This window comes from Streptomyces sp. NPDC111744, assembly GCF_055634995.1.
Map to the genome: position 1 here is coordinate 444,136 of NZ_JBVKCG010000006.1, position 17,220 is coordinate 461,355.

Sequence of the window (17,220 nt, forward strand, 5' to 3'; positions counted from 1 at the left end):
CCGTGACATCACGAACCGGCCATGACCTGCGTCGCTGAGGTATCCCAGGAGATCAGGTGCACTGTAGTTTTTGCGCCATGGAGGAGCTGGACCGTCAAATCGTGCAGCTGCTCGTCAAGGACGGGCGGATGAGCTACACCGACCTGGGCAAGGCCACGGGCCTTTCCACGTCGGCCGTGCACCAGCGGGTGCGCCGGCTGGAACAGCGCGGCGTCATCCGCGGCTATGCCGCGGTCGTCGACCCGGAGGCCGTCGGGCTGCCCATGACGGCGTTCATCTCGGTGAAACCGTTCGACCCCAGCGCCCCCGACGACATCGCGGACCGCCTGGCCGGCGTCCCCGAGATCGAGGCGTGCCACAGCGTGGCCGGCGACGAGAACTACATCCTCAAGGTGCGGGTGGCGACCCCGCACGAACTGGAGGAGCTGCTGGCCAGGGTGCGCAGCCTGGCGGGGGTGTCGACGCGAACGACGGTGGTGCTGTCGACGCCGTACGAGGCACGGCCGCCGAAGATCTGAGTGCCACCGCTGTGCCGACCGCGCCGGGGGCCGCGCAAAGACGCCCCAGGTGCGGCTCCGGCGTCGCGGCACGACAGACTGTCGGCTATGAGTGATCGCACCGACCAGCCGAAGACCGTCCTCCTGCGCCGCGGTGAGGTGCACAGTCCCGCCGATCCGTTCGCGACCGCGATGGTCGTGGAGCGGGGGCAGGTCGCATGGGTCGGTTCCGAGGGTGCCGCCGACGCCTTCGCGGACGGGGTCGACGAGGTCGTCGACCTGGACGGTGCCCTGGTCACCCCCGCCTTCACCGACGCCCACGTCCACACCACCTCGACGGGTCTCGCCCTGACCGGCCTCGACCTGTCCGGGGCCGGCTCCCGGGACGCGGCCCTCGCGCTGGTACGTGACTTCGCCGCCGGCCGCCCGGACGACCGGGTGCTGCTCGGACACGGCTGGGACGCCTCCCGCTGGTCCGACGGCCGCCCCCCGGCCCGCGCCGAGCTGGACGCGGCCACCGGGGGACGCCCGCTCTATCTCTCCCGGATCGACGTGCACTCGGCGGTCGTCAGTACGGCCCTGCTGGACCTGGCCGCCGGCGCGGTGCCCCGGGAGGACGCCCCGCTCACCGGCGACGCCCACCACGCCGTACGCGCCGCCGCGTTCGCGGCCGTGACGCCCGCGCAGCGCGCCGAGGCCCAGCGCACCGCCCTCGCACACGCGGCCTCCCTCGGTATCGGCACCGTCCATGAGTGCGGCGGCCCGAAGATCTCCTCCGAGGACGACTTCACCGGCCTGCTGCGGCTCGCCGCGGAGGCAGCCGGCCCCCGGGTCGTCGGCTACTGGGCGGAGGAGGACGCCGACAAGGCGCGGGAGCTGGGCGCGCTCGGCGCCGCCGGTGACCTCTTCGTCGACGGAGCCCTCGGCTCGCACACCGCCTGTCTGCACGAGCCCTACGCCGACGCGGGCCACACCACCGGTTCCGCCTATCTGGACGCGGCCGCCGTCGCCGCCCACGTCACCGCCTGCACCGAGGCCGGCCTCCAGGCGGGCTTCCACGCCATCGGTGACGCCGCCGTGAGCGCCGTCGTGGAGGGCGTACGCGCCGCCGCCGAGAAGGTCGGCCCGGCCCGTGTCCGGGCCGCCCGGCACCGCGTCGAGCACGCCGAGATGCTCACGCCCGAGCACATCGCCGCCTTCGCCGAGTTCGGTCTGATCGCTTCCGTGCAGCCCGCCTTCGACGCGCTGTGGGGCGGCGAGGACGGCATGTACGCCCAGCGGCTCGGCGCCGAGCGGGCCCGCACCCTCAACCCCTACGCGGCCCTCCTCAAGGCCGGGGTGCCGCTCGCCTTCGGCTCCGACAGCCCGGTCACCCCGCTCGACCCCTGGGGGACCGTCCGCGCCGCGGCCTTCCATCACACGCCCGAGCACCGGGTCTCCGTACGCGCCGCGTTCACCGCGCACACGCGGGGCGGCTGGCGGGCGGTCGGCCGGGACGACGCGGGCGTCCTGGTGCCGGGCGCGCCCGCCGACTACGCGGTCTGGCGCACCGGGGAACTGGTGGTGCAGGCGCCGGACGACCGGGTCGCCCGCTGGTCCACCGACCCGCGCTCCGGCACCCCCGGCCTGCCCGATCTGACCCCCGGCCGCGAGCTGCCGGTCTGTCTGCGCACCGTGGTGGGCGGCCGGACCGTGTTCGTACGACCGGGCGAGTGACCAGGCCGCATTCGTACGGCCGGGCGAGTGATCTCCGGGGGTGGCGCGGTCGTGATCGACGGCCGCGGCCCCGTCGCGCGACCTGCGCATCCTCTGCGCTGACCAGGGGTTTGATGCCGTTTATGCAGGTCAAACGGCTGTTGACAGCCAGCGGCAGCGGGCCGGTAGGTTCGGCCGAGTCCACCACCGGACGCCCGACCGGGGAGCAGTTCGCGCACTCGTCGCAGCGCCGCTGGGTCAGGGACGGCGCCCCGCACCGGGGCACCGTCACTGGGAGCCAGGCTCAGCGCCCGCGCCGACGAGGGAACGTTCCGGCCGGTCGGGAGGTGTGACCCGGGTGGGGCCCGGGCGCTCAGTAGACAACGGCCTTTCGGTCGACCCGCAGCCAGCGGGTCCGAGGTCGGCCCGAAGGGCGCCGGGCCCCCATCCGTAGTCGAACGCGATGCCGAAATCGCGGATGAACGTCACCCGAAACGGGCATCCTTACCCCGTTCTTGCGGAATCGACACCACCATCCGAACGCACTGTCACGTCAGTGCAGGCCGTGGCCACTATGGTGGTCCCCTGCGTACGACATGAAGGGGCAGTAGTGAACGACGGCGACGGGACCCTCGCGGCACAGGCCCAGGAGAGGCGGTTCGGCCCGCTCGGCACGGCCTTGGTGATCATCCCCACGTACAACGAGGCGGAGAACATCAAGTCCATCGTCGGCCGGGTGCGCGACGCTGTCCCCGAGGCCCACGTTCTGGTGGCGGACGACAACAGCCCCGACGGCACGGGCAAGCTCGCCGACGAACTGGCCGCCGAGGACGACCACGTCCAGGTGCTGCACCGCAAGGGCAAGGAGGGTCTGGGCGCCGCCTACCTCGCGGGCTTCCGGTGGGGCATGGACAAGGGCTACGGCGTGCTCGTCGAGATGGACGCCGACGGCTCCCACCAACCGGAGGAGCTGCCCCGCCTGCTCACCGCGCTGAATGGCGCCGACCTGGTGCTCGGCTCCCGCTGGGTGCCCGGCGGCCGGGTGGTGAACTGGCCCAAGTCCCGCGAGTTCATCTCCCGCGGCGGCAGCCTCTACTCCCGCATCGCCCTCGACCTCCCCATCCGCGACATCACCGGCGGCTACCGCGCTTTCCGCCGCGAGACCCTGGAGGGCCTGGGCCTCGACGAGGTCGCCTCGCAGGGCTACTGCTTCCAGGTCGACCTGGCCCGCCGCGCCATCAAGGCCGGCTTCCATGTCGTCGAGGTGCCCATCACCTTCGTCGAGCGGGAGTTCGGCGACTCCAAGATGAGCCGCGACATCCTTGTCGAGGCGCTGTGGCGGGTCACCTCCTGGGGCGTCACCGACCGGCTGGCCAAGGTGACCGGCAAGGGCAAGCCGTCCTAGCGGGCACCACCGTCCTGACGAGTACAGCCGTCCCGGCGGGGGCCCGGAAACCTCACAGTTCCGGTTGATCACCCCCTTATCCCGCGCTGAGCCGGGCCCAGGCACACTGGGAGCATGACGACTGGCGCGCAGACCCCTCCGCACACCACCCGCCCCCGGCGTTCCCGGCTCGGCAGATATCTGCCGCTGGGCGTGGCCGCATGGCTGGTGCTGGAGATCTGGCTGCTGACGGTGGTCGCGGGCGCGGCGGGCGGTATGACCGTGTTCCTGCTGCTGGTGGCGGGCTTCGTCGCGGGGGCCGTGGTGATCAAGCGGGCCGGCCGTCGTGCCTTCCAGAGCCTCAACGAGGCCATCCAGCGCGGCGGCTCCCCGGAGCGCGGCGGTGGCAACGGCCTGATGATGCTGGGCGGCCTGCTCCTCATGATCCCCGGCCTGGTCTCCGACGCCCTCGGCCTGCTGCTCCTGCTGCCCCCGGTCCAGAAGGCGGTCTCCCGCCTCACGGAACGCACCCTTGACCGCAAACTCCGCGCGTCCGCCCCTGGCACCCTGGGCGACGCCTTCCAGCGTGCCCGCATCCACCGCCCGGACGGCAAGGTGGTCCAGGGCGAGGTGATCCGCGACGACGGCCCCCGGTCCGGCGACGAGCCGACGGGGGAGCGGCCGCCGCTGACCCGCTGACGGCAGCCCCGGAGCCGGTCGACCCGGGACGCCCGCAGACAGAACGAGGGCGCCGTACGTTCACGGAACGTACGGCGCCCTCGACTGGTTGTGTCGGCTTCCCGTTACACGGAACTATGCGGACTTACGGCTGTCCCGGGGATGAATCGCGATGTTCATCGCGCCGGAGCGCAGAACCGCCAGACGCTCCTCGAGGACCTCTTCGAGTTCCTCACGGGTACGTCGCTCCATCAGCATGTCCCAGTGGGTACGCGCGGGCTTGGCCTTCTTCTCTTCAGGGCCGTCGCCGTCCACGAGGAGTGCCTGGGCCCCGCAGACCTTGCACTCCCACTCCGGCGGGATCTCCGCCTCGACCGAGAAGGGCATCTCGAAGCGATGACCCTTCTCGCATGCGTACTCCACGGCCTGGCGCGGGGCCAGGTCGATACCGCGGTCCGTCTCGTAGCTGGTCACTACGAGGCGCGTACCGCGAAGAGCTCGCTCACTCATGAATCGTGCCTCCCGGGCTTGTCGCCCACAGGACAGGTGTCGCTGTCGTCGTCATCCGGTCAACGTCCGGTCGGCGGTAAAGATTCCCGTTCAGGGTCATGCGTCGCCGTCGTAGCCGCCCCTTGTTGTACCCACCGGCGCCCGGTTTGTCACATCTGCTAGCAGATGTCACCCAGCGTTTCTGCATCTTTGGCGCGCAGTAACGGTACGCCTGGCAGGCCAAACGCGTACACTACCGCCCTTTGGCGTTGAACGCTAAATCTCCCGCTAGATCTTCTGTGGAACCGGGTTGCCGGCCTCGCCGATCGCCTGCCGCACCGGAACCCGCGCGAGCAGCGCGAACCCGATGACGAAGAAGGCCACCAGCGAGATGATCGCCGAGCGGTAGCTTCCGGACAGCTGGAAGGTGATCCCGAACAACAGAGGTCCCAGCCAGCTCATCCCCCGATCGCTCATCTCGTACGCCGCGAAGTACTCGGCTTCTTTCCCGGGCGGTACGAGATGCGAGAACAGGGAGCGGGACAGCGCCTGGCTGCCGCCCAGGACGAGACCGATACCCGCCGCGAGGACGAAGAACCACACCGGTGCCTTCGCCGGCAGGAAGTACCCGGCCGCCAGGGTCACCGTCCACGCCACCAGCGACCCGAGGATCGTGCGCTTCGCCCCGTACGTCCTCGCCAGCCGCCCCATCGTCAGCGCGCCGGCCACCGCCAGCACCTGCACCAGCAGGACGGCCCCGATGAGCGTCGACTGACCGAGCCCGAGCTCCTCGGAGCCGTAGACGGACGCCTGGGAGATCACGGTCTGGATGCCGTCGTTGTAGACGAGGTATGCCAGCAGGAAGGACAGCGTCAACGGATGACGGCGCATGTCCTGGACGGTCGCCGTGAGTTGACGCAGCCCGGGCACCGTCGCCTCGGTGGCCCTGCCGGCCCGGTCGCGCAGCCGTCGTAGCGGTACGAGGGTGAAGGCGCCCCACCAAAGACCCGCCGCGGCCAGGCAGATGCGGACCGCCTCCGTCTCGGACAGGCCGAAGGAGTCGTGCGCGGAGTACAGGACCAGGTTGGCTATCAGCACCAGGGAACCGGCCGCGTAGCCGAAGGCCCAGCCCCGGGAGGAGATCGTGTCGCGTTCCTCGGGCGGCGCGATCTGCGGGAGGTAGGAGTTGTACAGCATCAGGGCGACGGACTGGGCGGCGTTCGCCACGATCAGCAGCACCCCGCCGAGCAGATAGCGGTCGCCGTCGAGGAAGAACATGCCCGTGGTCGCCACGGCCCCGGTGTACGCGGCCGCGCCGAGCAGCTGCTTCTTGCGGCCGGTGCGGTCGGCCAAGCTGCCCACCAGGGGCATCAGCACGACCGCCAGGATCACCGACAGGGAGACCGAGTAGGCGAAGAAGGAGCCCGCCCGGACCGGGATGCCGAGCGGATGCACATAGCCGTCGGCGTCGGCCGCGTTGTCGGCCACCGAGGTGAGGTAAGGGCCGAGGAACACGGTGAGGACACTCGTCGAGTAGACCGAGCACGCCCAGTCGTAGAAGTACCAGCCGCGCTGTTCGCGGCGCAGCTCGGTGACCTCGTCCGAGGCCCCCGTCCGCACGGTTTCGGTGCCCACCCGTGCCCTTGCCCTTCCCGCTTTCCCGAGGCGGTGCTGTCGCGCGCCTCAGACCCAGACGCCGCGGTCCTGCATGACCTCACGCAACGTGTCGATGTGATCGGTCATGATGCCATCGACTCCCAGGTCCAGGAGCCGGTGCATCCGCTCGGGTTCGTTGATGGTCCACACGTGGACGTGCAGCCCGAGCGCGTGGGCGGCACGGACGAAGCGGCGGTCGACGACCGGGACGCCCGACTGCGACTCGGGCACCTGTGCGGCGACCGCCGACCGGCGCACCGACGCCGGCAGCCCCCAGGAGCGCAGCCGAAGTCCGACCACACCGCGGGTGCCGAACGAGGTGGCCAGCCGGGGCCCGGCGATGCGCTGCGCCCGCAGCACCCGGGCCTCCGAGAACGACCCGACGCACACCCGGTCGTAGGAGTCCGTCCGGTCGATCAGCTCAAGCAGGGGCCGCAGTGCCGGCTCCGCCTTGGCGTCCACGTTCCAGCGGACGTCCGGGAATTCCTCGAGGAGGTCCTCGAAGAGGGGGAGCGGCTCGCGGCCCGCCACGCGCGCCTGCCGTACGTCCTCCCACGGCAGGTCGCCGATCCGGCCCGCCCCGTCGGTGACCCGGTCCAGGGTGTCGTCGTGGAAGGCGACGAGCCTGCCGTCCGCCGTGGCGTGCACATCGGTCTCGAGGTACCGGTAGCCGAGCTCGACCGCGCGCCGGAACTGCGCCACGGTGTTCTCCAGGCCGTCCGCGGCCCCGCCGCGGTGGGCGAAGGCGATGGGGCCGGGGTGGTCCAGGTACGGGTGGCGTATCAGCGTGCTCACGGGCGAAGTATGGCCTGTTCCGATGACCCCTTGGCAACGACCGTGCTGCCTTGGGATGCCACCGGAACGGCGAACACCTTCAGGAACAGCTGCGCGAGGGGCCCGATGGACAAGGCGTAGAGCAGGGTCCCGACGCCGACGGTCCCGCCGAGCGCGAATCCCGTGACGACCACCGCGACCTCGATCGCCGTCCTGAGCAGCCGGATCGAACGCCCGGTACGCCGGTGCAGCCCCGTCATCAGACCGTCCCTGGGACCCGGCCCGAAGCTCGCCGCGATGTACAGCCCGGTCGCCACTCCGTTGAGTACGATCCCCGCCGCCATCAGCGGAATCCGCAGGGCGAACGCGTGTGCGCCGGGGACGACGGCGAGTGCGGCGTTCATGGCCAGGCCGACGACGAACACATTGGAGACCGTGCCGAGGCCAGGGCGCTGGCGCAGCGGGATCCACAGGAGGAGCACGGCCGCGCCCACGATGATCGACACCGTGCCGATGCTCAGTCCGGTGTGCTTGCCGAGACCCTGGTGGAGGACGCCCCAGGGCTCCAGGCCGAGGCCCGCCTCGACGAGAAGCGCGGAACTCACGCCGTACAACGTGAGCCCTGCGTAGAGCTGGATCAGCCGTCGCCCGAGCCGGCCTCGCGTGGACAAGAGGTACCCCCTGGTGGTGATGGTGGACTGGCTCATGTCACTCTGTGGCTTGGAAGCAAAAGCCATCCATGGCCAATTCGGGGAAGGTGGACTGATTCTCATGGCGCAGTGGACCTCGGCGGTGGGTGCCGCGCAGCTCGCCCGGCTACTCAACTCGCAGCAGGACCGCCCGGCCGGCCCCGGCACCCGGCGACCGCCCGCCTACCGTGCGCTCGCCGACGGGATCCGGCTGCTGGTCCTCGAAGGGCGTGTCCCGGTCGCCGCCCGGCTGCCCGCCGAACGCGAACTGGCCCTCGCCCTGTCCGTCAGCCGTACGACCGTGGCGGCCGCGTACGAGGCGCTGCGCGCGGAGGGATTCCTGGAGTCCCGGCGGGGCGCCGGCAGCTGGACCGCCGTCCCGGCGGGCAACCCGCTGCCCGCCCGCGGCCTCGAACCCCTGCCGCCCGAGGCCCTCGGATCGCTGATCGACCTGGGCTGCGCCGCCCTGCCCGCGCCCGAACCGTGGCTGACCCGCGCGGTCCAGGGCGCCCTGGAGGAACTCCCGCCGTACGCCCACACCCACGGCGACTACCCGGCCGGGCTCCCGGTCCTCCGCGCGATGATCGCGGAGCGCTACACCGCGCGCGGGATCCCCACGATGCCCGAGCAGATCATGGTCACCACCGGTGCGATGGGCGCGATCGACGCGATCTGCCATCTCTTCGGCGGGCGCGGCGAACGCATCGCCGTCGAGTCACCCTCGTACGCCAACATCCTCCAGCTCATGCGGGAGGCGGGCGCCCGGCTCGTCCCCGTGGCGATGGCGGAGGGACTCAAGGGCTGGGACATGGACCGCTGGCGGCAGGTACTGCGGGAGGCGGCGCCCAGAATCGCCTATGTCGTCGCCGACTTCCACAACCCCACCGGGGCGCTCGCCGACGAGGACCAGCGCCGCCGGCTGGTCGACGCGGCCCGCTCGGCGGGCACGGTGCTGGTCGCCGACGAGACGATGAGCGAGCTGTGGCTGGACGAGGGGGTGGAGATGCCCCGCCCGGTCTGCGGCTTCGACCCGGCGGGTTCGACCGTCGTCACCGTCGGCTCCGCCAGCAAGGCGTTCTGGGCGGGCATGCGCATCGGGTGGGTGCGAGCGGCTCCCGACGTCATCCGCAGCCTCGTCGCCGCGCGGGCCTACGCCGACCTGGGGACGCCGGTGGTGGAGCAGCTGGCGGTGAACTGGCTGTTCGGCACCGAGGGCTGGGAGCAGGCGGTCGAGCTGCGCCGCGCCCAGGCCCGCCAGAACCGGGACGACCTGCTGACCGCGGTACGGCGTGAGCTGCCGGGCTGGGAGTTCGAGGTTCCGCGGGGCGGGCTCACGCTGTGGGTCCGGGCGGGAGGTCTGTCCGGCTCGCGGCTGGCGGAGGCGGGGGAGCGGGTGGGGGTGCGGGTCCCTTCCGGGCCGCGGTTCGGGGTGGACGGCGCGTTCGAGGGCTATGTGCGGCTTCCGTTCACCGTGGGGGGAGCGGTGGCGGATGAGGCGGCGGCTCGACTGGCCGCAGCGGCGCGGTTGGTGGAGGCGGGAGCGTCCGGCGGGGGCGAGGCGCCGAGGACGTTTGTGGCGTAGGTGCAGCTCGGCGTTCGGCTGCGGCGCCCCCTGAAGGGGCGCCTGAAAGCGCGGGCGGCCGATGCCCACCCTGCCTCACCCCTCGGCGACCGCCGCTTCCATGGCCACCGGCTGCTCCGCGGGCTCGTTCCGCGGCGGCAGCAGGTCCAGTACGGCCTGCCGGTCCGCGTCGCTCGTCGCGTCGTCGTACGGATCGGGCGTGGCCGGCACCTGGAGTCGCAGTACCGGGCCGTGGCCCAGCCGGGCATAGCCCCGACCCGGCGGCATCTGGGTCAGCGGCGTCGTGTGCGGCGGTGCCCCCAGCGCCGCCTCCAGCTCGTCCGGCAGCGCGGGCCCGAGCACGACACGCGCGCGCGTGTGCTGTCGTACCGCCTCGCTCAGCGCATCCGTGCTGTCGAGGTGTTCGGCGACCACCACGGTGACGTTCGCCGCGCGGCCGTGCCGGAGAGGGGTCTGGAGGAGGTTCCGCGGGTCCTGTTGGCCGTTGGCCGAGGCCAGGTGGACGAAGGAGCTGGGGCGGTCCAGCAGGATCCACAGGGGGCGCCGGCAGTCGTCCGGCGGCGGCTGGCCGGCCTGCCGTGCGCGGTTGAGGGCGACGAGCCGCCGTTCCGTCTCGTGGGCGGCCCATTCGAGGCCGGCCAGCGCCCCGGCGAGACCGCACTCCACGGCGAGGACCCCGTCCCGGCCGGAGAGGCACGCGTACTCTCCCGTGCCGCCGCCCTCGACGATGAGCACGTCGCCGTACTGGAGGGCCTGCAGGGCGACGGAGCGCAGCAGGGTCGAGGTGCCGCTGCCGGGGCGGCCCAGGACCAGCAGATGGGGCTCGGTGGAGCGGGCGCCGGTGCGCCAGACCACCGGCGGGACGTCCCGCTGCTCCTCGCCGTACGCCAGCGGGAGCGTGCGCTGGACCTCGGTGGGGTCGGTGAAGCCCAGGACCGTCTCGCCCGGCGCGGTGACGAAGCGCTGGGCGGCGATGTCGGTGGGCAGCGGGGCGAGGACGGTCACCACCAGCCGGTTGCCCTCCTCGTCCCACGCGAAGTGGTACTCGCGGCCGCGCCCGGACTTCGCGGTGAGCAGGTACTCGATCCGGGCCCGCGCCTCGGGCTCCCCGTCCGGGAAGTACGCGGGGTAGCGGATCATGAGCTGGCTGACGCGGCCGGCGTCGTCGAACTCGTGGGCGAGGAAGGCTTTCTCCCACTCCCCGCCGTGCGCGTACAGCGGCGCCGGGTCCTCGGCTGCCGAGAAGTACGGCACCAGGGCCTCGTACAGGGACTGGAGCCGCTGGGCCTGCGACTCGTCGGGGCCCTCCGACGGGGGCGGGGTGCGGTCGCGGCCGTACCAGGCGCTCGCCGCCATCAGGGTGATGACGGCGAGCAGCGGTCCGTACGGCACCAGGGCCACGACCAGGACGACCGAGGCCACCAGGAACAGCAGCGGCCCGCGCTTGTCCTTGGGCGTCTCCGCCCATCTGCGCCCCCCGGCCGAGGCCAGCCGGCGCAGTCCGCGGGTGACGGTGATCAGCGGATGGAGGACGTCGGTGGCGTTGTCGGCAGCCGTCCGGGCCAGCTCCCGGCTCCGGGCGAGCTGCGCGGTGCCGTTGCTCAGAATGCGGGGGAGAGGGCGCCGGGCCACTGCTGTCTCCTGACGGTGCGTAGGGACGGGAGAGGCGTCAGAACTTGATGCCGCCGAGAAGGCTCGCCAGGCTCTCGCCGCCGGCCTTGATGCTCGGTGCGATGGCCGTGCTGGCGAGATAGAAGCCGAACAGCGATGAGATACAGGCGTGCGATGCCTTGAGGCCGTCCTTCCGGAAGAAGAGGAAGACGATGATGCCGAGCAGGACGACGCCTGACATGGAGAGGATCATTTGAGATCTCCTGGTGTCGAAGGGGGACAGTCACCATGAGTTCTTCCAGCATCACAGCATGTATCCATACGATAAAAGGTGCAAATGGGTGAATTACGGTATATTTCACCCGCTTGGCGGATCATCCCGTTGACTCGCGCCGGCCGGGCAGGACTGTGTCCCGTGCGGCCTGGGTGATCGGTCGGCGGAACCGCGGTGATCTTTACCTCGGGCAGATCCGGTCATGTGCACCCCTGAAGCCAGTACGCTGGCGATTCACTCGTACGGCCGCACGGCCCGTCCGTTGCCGTACGCTCCCACCGTCCAGGGAAGTCCCGCAGCACACAGGAGAGGCGGTCCGTTCGATGAGCGAAGCCCCCGACCCCGAGGTCGTGGAGCTGGCGACCAAGATCTTCGATCTGGCCCGGCAGGGGCGGACCGAGGCGCTCGTGGCGTATCTCGACGCGGGCGTTCCGGCCAACCTCACCAACGACCGAGGTGACTCCCTCGTGATGCTCGCCGCTTACCACGGGCACGCCGAGGCGGTGCGTGAACTGCTGGCCCGGGGTGGCGAGGCGGACCGGGTCAACGACAGAGGTCAGACCCCGCTCGCCGGAGCGGTCTTCAAGGGCGAGACGGAAGTCATCAAGGTGCTCATGGAGGCCGGCGCGGACCCGGCGGCGGGCACTCCTTCGGCCGCCGACACCGCGCGGATGTTCGGCAAGGCAGAACTTCTCGAACTGTTCGGCGCTCACTGAGCCATCCGTTCTGATCAGCGAAAACACACAAAACGGGGGAGGCGGTACAGGGCCGCCGAAATTTCGGTCGCGGCAGGTCGAAGTGCCGAGTCATCATGACGTCGTGATTCACGGACGCGATGGCTGGGCAGGGGTTGCCGCACCACGCGGACCGTGATGCGGTCCGCATGGGCCACTGACGAGAGGCAGAGAGAAATGGTCTACAACGAGCAAGAGACGGCGGGCGCTCCGACGTTGTGTCACGCGGCCAGGTAGTGCGTGTTCTCCGGTTGCGTCGACGCTTGATGTGAGGCTGTTTCCCATGTTCGATCCGGTCATAGCGCCCAGCGGTACGCTGCTCGGCCTGCTCCAGCGGGGCCGTGGCGACGGCACGCTGCACGCGCTCACCGCCCCGCGCGCCGAAGCGCTCGCGGCACTGAACCACTGCGTGCTCCGCGACCCCCGCCACGACTGGCAGGTGGAGAACCGCTCCCTCTACTACGCCCGCCTCTATCTCGACCTGAACGGCGAGCTGGACGCCATCGAGGCGCATCTCTTCGACCCCGACGACGTCCTCGACACCGAGGAGTCCCGCACCGGCCTCGCACTGGCCGTGCTCGGACACCTCGCCTCCTACGGCAGGCGGGACGCGCTCGCACTGCTGCGCAGGTACGCCGCCACTGGCACCAACTGGGCCTGGGCCCTTGACGAACTGGCGCTGCGCGACGACGACGCGGGCCTGTGCGCCCTCGCCGCCCCGGTGCTCGCGCGCTTCACCATGGACGCCGAGGGCGAGGCCGAGCTGGCCGCCGCCGTACGGGACGCCTTCGAGCCACGGCCGTGGCGGCTGTGGGCCGACGATCCCCGCGAATCGATCGCCACGCGCGTGCGTGCCGCGCAGGAAACCGGCTGTTTCGACCGCTGGCAGCGCCAGATGCGACCTACCGGGCCCCGTCCGGGGTGGAGCGTGCGTGCGGTCTTCGAGTGGGCCCAGCAGGGCGTCGAGCGGGGCGCGGCCCTCCATGTGCCGGCCGCCCGCTGTCTCGTCGCCGTGGCCGGCCCCGAGGACCGGCCGGAGATCCTCCAGGCGGCCAAGGACGGCACCGACGGAGCCCGCTGCACCGCGTTGCGCTACCTCGCCGACAGCAACGACCCCGACGCGCTCAACCTGATCGAGGCCGCGGTGATCGACGGCACCACCGCCGTCGTGGAGGCCGCCGTCGACGCCTTCGAACGCATGCGCAGTATCGCCGCCGTCGACCGCGCCCGCGGCTGGGCCCACCGGCCCGACGCCCTCGGCGCCGCCGCCGGACGGATGCTCGCCTGCCGGGGCGGCGCCCAGGACAGTGAACTGGTCCTCGCCGCACTGCGGGAGGCCGTACGCGGCGAAGGCCCGGACGCGCCGACGCTGTGGACCCTCGTGGACGGCACCGGACGCCTCGGCATCGCCTGTGCCGCGCCCGTTCTGCGCCACGTCTACCGCGAGACCGCCTCGTCCCACCTCCGCGGCCGCGCCGCCCGCGCCCTGGCCGCCACCGATCCCTCCTTCGCCACCGGCTTCGCCGTCGAATGCCTGTGGGACTGCGAGGAAACCACCCGCGAGATCGCCGCCCGGCACGCCGAGACCGGTGACGCCCGGGTCGTCGAACAACTCCGCCGGCTCGCCGCCGACCCCGCCGAGGAGGCCGAGGTCCAGACGGCCGTACGCAGCCGTATCGGACCGGACACACCCGCCGTGTGAGACATCGCCACGGGGGACCACGGCTTCAACTCGGGAACCACGGGGGATCCCGCATCCGTTCCCTTCGCGGAAAACTGCCCACTGAGTGAACAACCGGTGACCGGCAGGACAGCCGGGTGTGGACAGCGGTTGGACCAATCGGGTGTGCAGGCCAACGCTCATGGGACGTTTAACAATCGGAAAGATCCACTTTGACGCGGCCACGTCCAGCGCGGCGACAACACGGGTATGCGTGTCGTCATCGTGACCGAATCCTTTCCCCCCGATGTGAACGGCGTGGCCCACTGCGCGCTCCAGACCGCCCGACACCTCGTCGATCGCGGTCACGCTCCCCTTGTCGTCGCTCCGGCTCCCGCCCCCGGAAACAGGCTCGCCGCGGCCGCCGCGCCGTGCCCTGTCGTCCACGTCCCCTCCCTTCCGCTCCCGGGCTATCCCCAGGTCCGCGTGGCTCTCCCCAGCCGCAAGCTCGCCGCCGCGCTGATCGAGCACCGCCCCGACGTGGTGCACCTGGCCAGCCCCTTCATCCTCGGCGTTCGCGGCATGGCCGCCGCCGCCCGGCTCGGCATCCCGGCCGTCGCCGTCTACCAGACAGACCTGGCCGGATATGCCCGGACCTACGTGGGCGCCGGCGAGGCGGCCGCCTGGCGGCGGATACGGTCCGTCCATGGCGCCGCCGACCGCACCCTCGCCCCTTCCACCGCCTCGATCAGCGACCTGGAGTCGCACGGGGTTCCCCGGATCCAGCTGTGGCAGCGGGGCGTGGACACCGTCCGCTTCCGCCCCGAGTTCCGCGACGAGGCGCTGCGCCGCGAGATCGCCCCGAACGGCGAGGTCATCGTCGGCTACGTGGGCCGCCTGGCCCCGGAGAAGCAGATCGAACTCCTCGCCGGGGTCTGCGGCCTGGAAGGCGTCAAGGTCGTGATCGTGGGCGACGGGCCCAGCCAGGCCCACCTCAGCGAGGCGCTGCCAGGCGCGGTCTTCCTCGGCCGCCGCACCGGCAACGACCTCGCCCGGATCTTCGCCTCGTTCGACGTCTTCGCGCACACCGGCCCCTTCGAGACGTTCTGCCAGACCGTCCAGGAGGCCATGGCCAGCGGCGTCCCGGTCGTCGCGCCCGCCGCCGGCGGCCCGATCGACCTGGTCGACCACGGCCGCACCGGGTTCCTGGTCCCGCCGCGCGACGCGGGCGCCGTCCGCGAGGCCGTCGCCTCCCTGGTGGCCGACCCCGCGATGCGGGCCGGCTTCGGCGCCGCCGCGCGCGAGACCGTCGAGGGCCGCACCTGGGCCGCGGTCGGCGACCAGCTGATCCAGCACTACGAGGACGTCCTCACGGCACGCCGGCCGGTGGTGGCGGCATGAGCGGTGAATCCCTGCGCATCGTCCGGCTCGCCAACTTCGTCGCGCCCTCCTCCGGCGGCCTGCGCACCGCCCTGCGCGAACTCGGCAAGGGCTTCGTGGCCGCCGGTCACGAATCGGTCCTGATCGTGCCCGGCGAGCGCTTCTCGGACCGGGTCGAGGAGCAGGGCCGGGTGATCACCCTGCCCGGCCCGGTGCTGCCCGGCACCGGCGGCTACCGCGTCCTCGTCGACAAGACACGCGTGCAGACCCTCCTGGAGCACCTCGCCCCGGACCGCCTGGAGGTGTCCGACCGCACCACCCTGCGCTGGACCGGCCGCTGGGCCCGGCGCGCCCGGATCCCCGCTGTGATGGTCTCCCATGAGACCGCCGACGGCGTCCTGCGCACCTGGGGCATGTCCGAGAACATGTCCCGGCGCACCGCAGACGCCCTCAACATCCGGACGGCGCACACGTACGCGCGGGTGGTGTGCACCACCGAGTTCGCCGAGCGCGAGTTCATCCGCATCGGCGCGCGCAACGTCGTACGCGCCCCCCTGGGCGTCGACCTGATGGGCCGCCACCCCTCGATGCGCGACCTCGACCTGCGGGCGCGGTACGCGAGCGAGGACGAGGCACTGCTCGTCATGTGCTCGCGGCTGTCCGTGGAGAAGCGGCCCGGCACCGCCCTCGACGCCGTGGAGGCGCTGGTCCGGCGCGGCCGCCGGGTGATCCTGGTCGTCGCCGGCGACGGGCCGCTGCGCGAGCGTCTGGAACAGCGCGCGCGGGAGCGCAGGCTGCCGGTGACCTTCCTGGGGCACGTCTCCGACCGGGACACCCTGGGCGCGCTGCAGGCGTCCGCCGACGTGGCCATGGCGCCCGGGCCCGCGGAGACCTTCGGACTCGCCGCCCTGGAGGCCATGGCCTGCGGCACGCCCGTGGTCGCCAGCGCCTCCTCCGCGCTGCCCGAGGTGATCGGCTCCTCGGGGGCCACCGCGGCCGACCGCGGCGACGCCTTCGCCGACGCTGTGGAGCTGCTCCTGGAGCGGCCCGGTCCCGAGCGCCGGGAAGCGGCACGCGCGCGTGCGGAGTGCTTCGGGTGGGGAACGGCGGTGGAGGCCTTCCTCGCCGCGCACGACGCACCGGTGCTGTGCCGTCGTGACGAGAACGGAACGACGGAACAGATCCGTCGTGTCGTGCCGGAGGGCGTGGCATGAGAGCGGTTCGGTTCGTGGCGCTGGGAGACTCCCTGACCGAGGGCGTGGGCGACCCCGCCGGCGAAGGGTGGCGCGGCTGGGCCGCGCTGCTGGCCGGCGGACTCGCCGCGAAGGACGTGAACTTCACCAACCTCGCGGTCAGCGGGGCGCAGACCCGGGACGTGCTGGAACGTCAGACCCCGGCCGCACTGGATCTGCGCCCCGACATAGTCGCCGTCGTCATCGGCGTCAACGACACCCTGCGCTGCACCTTCGACATCCACGCGGTGGCCGAACGGCTCGACAAGGTCTACGCGGCCTTCACCGCATCGGGCGCGACCCTGCTCACCGCGTGTCTGCCCGACCCCGGCTCGATGCTCGGACTCCCGGGCGCCCTGGCCCGCCCGCTGGCCCGCCGGCAGCGTGCGGTCAACATGGTGGTGCACGCGCTGTCCGAGCGGTACGGGGCCGTCCATCTGCACGCGGCGGAGGGTGCCTGGCTCACCGACCGGGCGATGTGGAGCGCGGACCGGCTGCACCCGTGCGAGCGCGGGCACCGGCAGCTCGCCGTCCGCTTCCACGCCCTGCTCGCACCGATGGGCAAGGCGACGGGGACGGCGCCGTCCCCCGAGCCCGAGTTCCCGCCGCCGACCAAGAAGGCGAGTCTGTTCTGGCTGGCCACGGCCGGCACGGCCTGGGTGATCAGGCGGTGCAGCGACCTGCTGCCCCAGCTGCTGCGGCTGGCCCTCGACGAGATGCGGCACCGCAGGAAGGGCACCAGCGCCCGCCTGGACCTGAGCGCGTCCGCCGCCGTCTCCGCCGCTCTGGCCGCCCTCCAGCTGCCGGAGCGGCCCGCCGACGCCGCATGAGGACGATGACGTCACGCGCGGACGACGGCGCCGGATGACACCGCCACGGCGGCTC

16 protein-coding genes are annotated in these 17,220 nt (G+C 72.0%); 10 read left to right on the forward strand and 6 right to left on the reverse strand.

Going from position 1 to position 17,220, the window contains the following annotated elements:
- Window positions 1-77: 77 nt before the first annotated feature.
- The 4 genes from ACZ7OO_RS17175 (at window position 78) to fxsA (ending at window position 4,275) form a co-directional block, all read left to right on the forward strand.
- Entirely contained in the window at window positions 78-518 is a 441-nt protein-coding gene (locus ACZ7OO_RS17175; RefSeq protein ID WP_132853528.1) for an Lrp/AsnC ligand binding domain-containing protein, read from the forward strand.
- A gap of 87 nt (window positions 519-605) precedes the next feature.
- Entirely contained in the window at window positions 606-2,213 is a 1,608-nt protein-coding gene (locus tag ACZ7OO_RS17180) for an amidohydrolase (protein ID WP_471505485.1), read from the forward strand.
- A 589-nt stretch (window positions 2,214-2,802) separates the two neighbouring features.
- The gene (locus tag ACZ7OO_RS17185; RefSeq protein ID WP_471505486.1) at window positions 2,803-3,597 is read left to right on the forward strand and encodes a polyprenol monophosphomannose synthase; all 795 of its coding nucleotides are present in this window, start codon (window positions 2,803-2,805) and stop codon (window positions 3,595-3,597) included.
- 114 nt (window positions 3,598-3,711) lie between these two features.
- Entirely contained in the window at window positions 3,712-4,275 is a 564-nt protein-coding gene (gene fxsA / locus ACZ7OO_RS17190; RefSeq protein ID WP_471505488.1) for an FxsA family membrane protein, read from the forward strand.
- Window positions 4,276-4,389: 114 nt separating this feature from the next.
- On the opposite strand, the gene ACZ7OO_RS17195 is transcribed toward fxsA, so the two are convergent.
- The 4 genes from ACZ7OO_RS17195 to yczE form a co-directional block, all read right to left on the reverse strand.
- Complete coding sequence (locus ACZ7OO_RS17195) at window positions 4,390-4,764, reverse strand: RNA polymerase-binding protein RbpA (protein ID WP_010046329.1); 375 nt, start codon at window positions 4,762-4,764, stop codon at window positions 4,390-4,392.
- 267 nt (window positions 4,765-5,031) lie between these two features.
- Window positions 5,032-6,378 (reverse strand): MFS transporter, encoded by a 1,347-nt coding sequence (locus ACZ7OO_RS17200; protein WP_471505490.1) that lies wholly within the window; start codon window positions 6,376-6,378, stop codon window positions 5,032-5,034.
- Window positions 6,379-6,426: 48 nt separating this feature from the next.
- On the reverse strand, window positions 6,427-7,194 hold the full coding sequence (locus tag ACZ7OO_RS17205) for a glycerophosphodiester phosphodiesterase (protein ID WP_471505492.1): 768 nt from the start codon (window positions 7,192-7,194) through the stop codon (window positions 6,427-6,429).
- Window positions 7,191-7,880 (reverse strand): membrane protein YczE, encoded by a 690-nt coding sequence (gene yczE / locus ACZ7OO_RS17210; RefSeq protein WP_471505494.1) that lies wholly within the window; start codon window positions 7,878-7,880, stop codon window positions 7,191-7,193. The genes ACZ7OO_RS17205 and yczE overlap by 4 nt, the downstream gene beginning before the upstream one ends.
- 64 nt (window positions 7,881-7,944) lie before the next feature.
- Here yczE and ACZ7OO_RS17215 point away from each other — a divergent pair, with 64 nt between their 5' ends.
- Entirely contained in the window at window positions 7,945-9,444 is a 1,500-nt protein-coding gene (locus tag ACZ7OO_RS17215; RefSeq protein ID WP_471505496.1) for an SCO1417 family PLP biosynthesis transcription factor, read from the forward strand.
- Between the two features lie 75 nt (window positions 9,445-9,519).
- Here the strand turns inward: ACZ7OO_RS17215 and ACZ7OO_RS17220 are convergent, their stop codons facing one another.
- Together ACZ7OO_RS17220 and ACZ7OO_RS17225 are read right to left on the reverse strand one after the other, a co-directional pair.
- Window positions 9,520-11,076, reverse strand: a complete 1,557-nt coding sequence (locus tag ACZ7OO_RS17220) for an ATP-binding cassette domain-containing protein (RefSeq protein WP_471505497.1) — start codon at window positions 11,074-11,076, stop codon at window positions 9,520-9,522.
- Between the two features lie 37 nt (window positions 11,077-11,113).
- Window positions 11,114-11,308, reverse strand: coding sequence for a hypothetical protein (locus ACZ7OO_RS17225; RefSeq protein ID WP_471505499.1), 195 nt, complete (start codon window positions 11,306-11,308; stop codon window positions 11,114-11,116).
- A gap of 344 nt (window positions 11,309-11,652) precedes the next feature.
- Between ACZ7OO_RS17225 and ACZ7OO_RS17230 the strand changes: the two genes are divergently transcribed.
- The 5 genes from ACZ7OO_RS17230 (at window position 11,653) to ACZ7OO_RS17250 (ending at window position 17,165) form a co-directional block, all read left to right on the forward strand.
- Window positions 11,653-12,045, forward strand: coding sequence for an ankyrin repeat domain-containing protein (locus ACZ7OO_RS17230; RefSeq protein WP_352223624.1), 393 nt, complete (start codon window positions 11,653-11,655; stop codon window positions 12,043-12,045).
- Between the two features lie 301 nt (window positions 12,046-12,346).
- Window positions 12,347-13,765, forward strand: a complete 1,419-nt coding sequence (locus ACZ7OO_RS17235) for a HEAT repeat domain-containing protein (RefSeq protein WP_471505500.1) — start codon at window positions 12,347-12,349, stop codon at window positions 13,763-13,765.
- A gap of 228 nt (window positions 13,766-13,993) precedes the next feature.
- On the forward strand, window positions 13,994-15,124 hold the full coding sequence (locus ACZ7OO_RS17240; RefSeq protein ID WP_471505502.1) for a glycosyltransferase family 4 protein: 1,131 nt from the start codon (window positions 13,994-13,996) through the stop codon (window positions 15,122-15,124).
- Window positions 15,121-16,317, forward strand: coding sequence for a glycosyltransferase (locus ACZ7OO_RS17245; protein WP_471505504.1), 1,197 nt, complete (start codon window positions 15,121-15,123; stop codon window positions 16,315-16,317). The genes ACZ7OO_RS17240 and ACZ7OO_RS17245 overlap by 4 nt, the downstream gene beginning before the upstream one ends.
- Entirely contained in the window at window positions 16,314-17,165 is an 852-nt protein-coding gene (locus ACZ7OO_RS17250; protein ID WP_471505506.1) for an SGNH/GDSL hydrolase family protein, read from the forward strand. The genes ACZ7OO_RS17245 and ACZ7OO_RS17250 overlap by 4 nt, the downstream gene beginning before the upstream one ends.
- The last annotated feature ends 55 nt before the right edge of the window (window positions 17,166-17,220 follow it).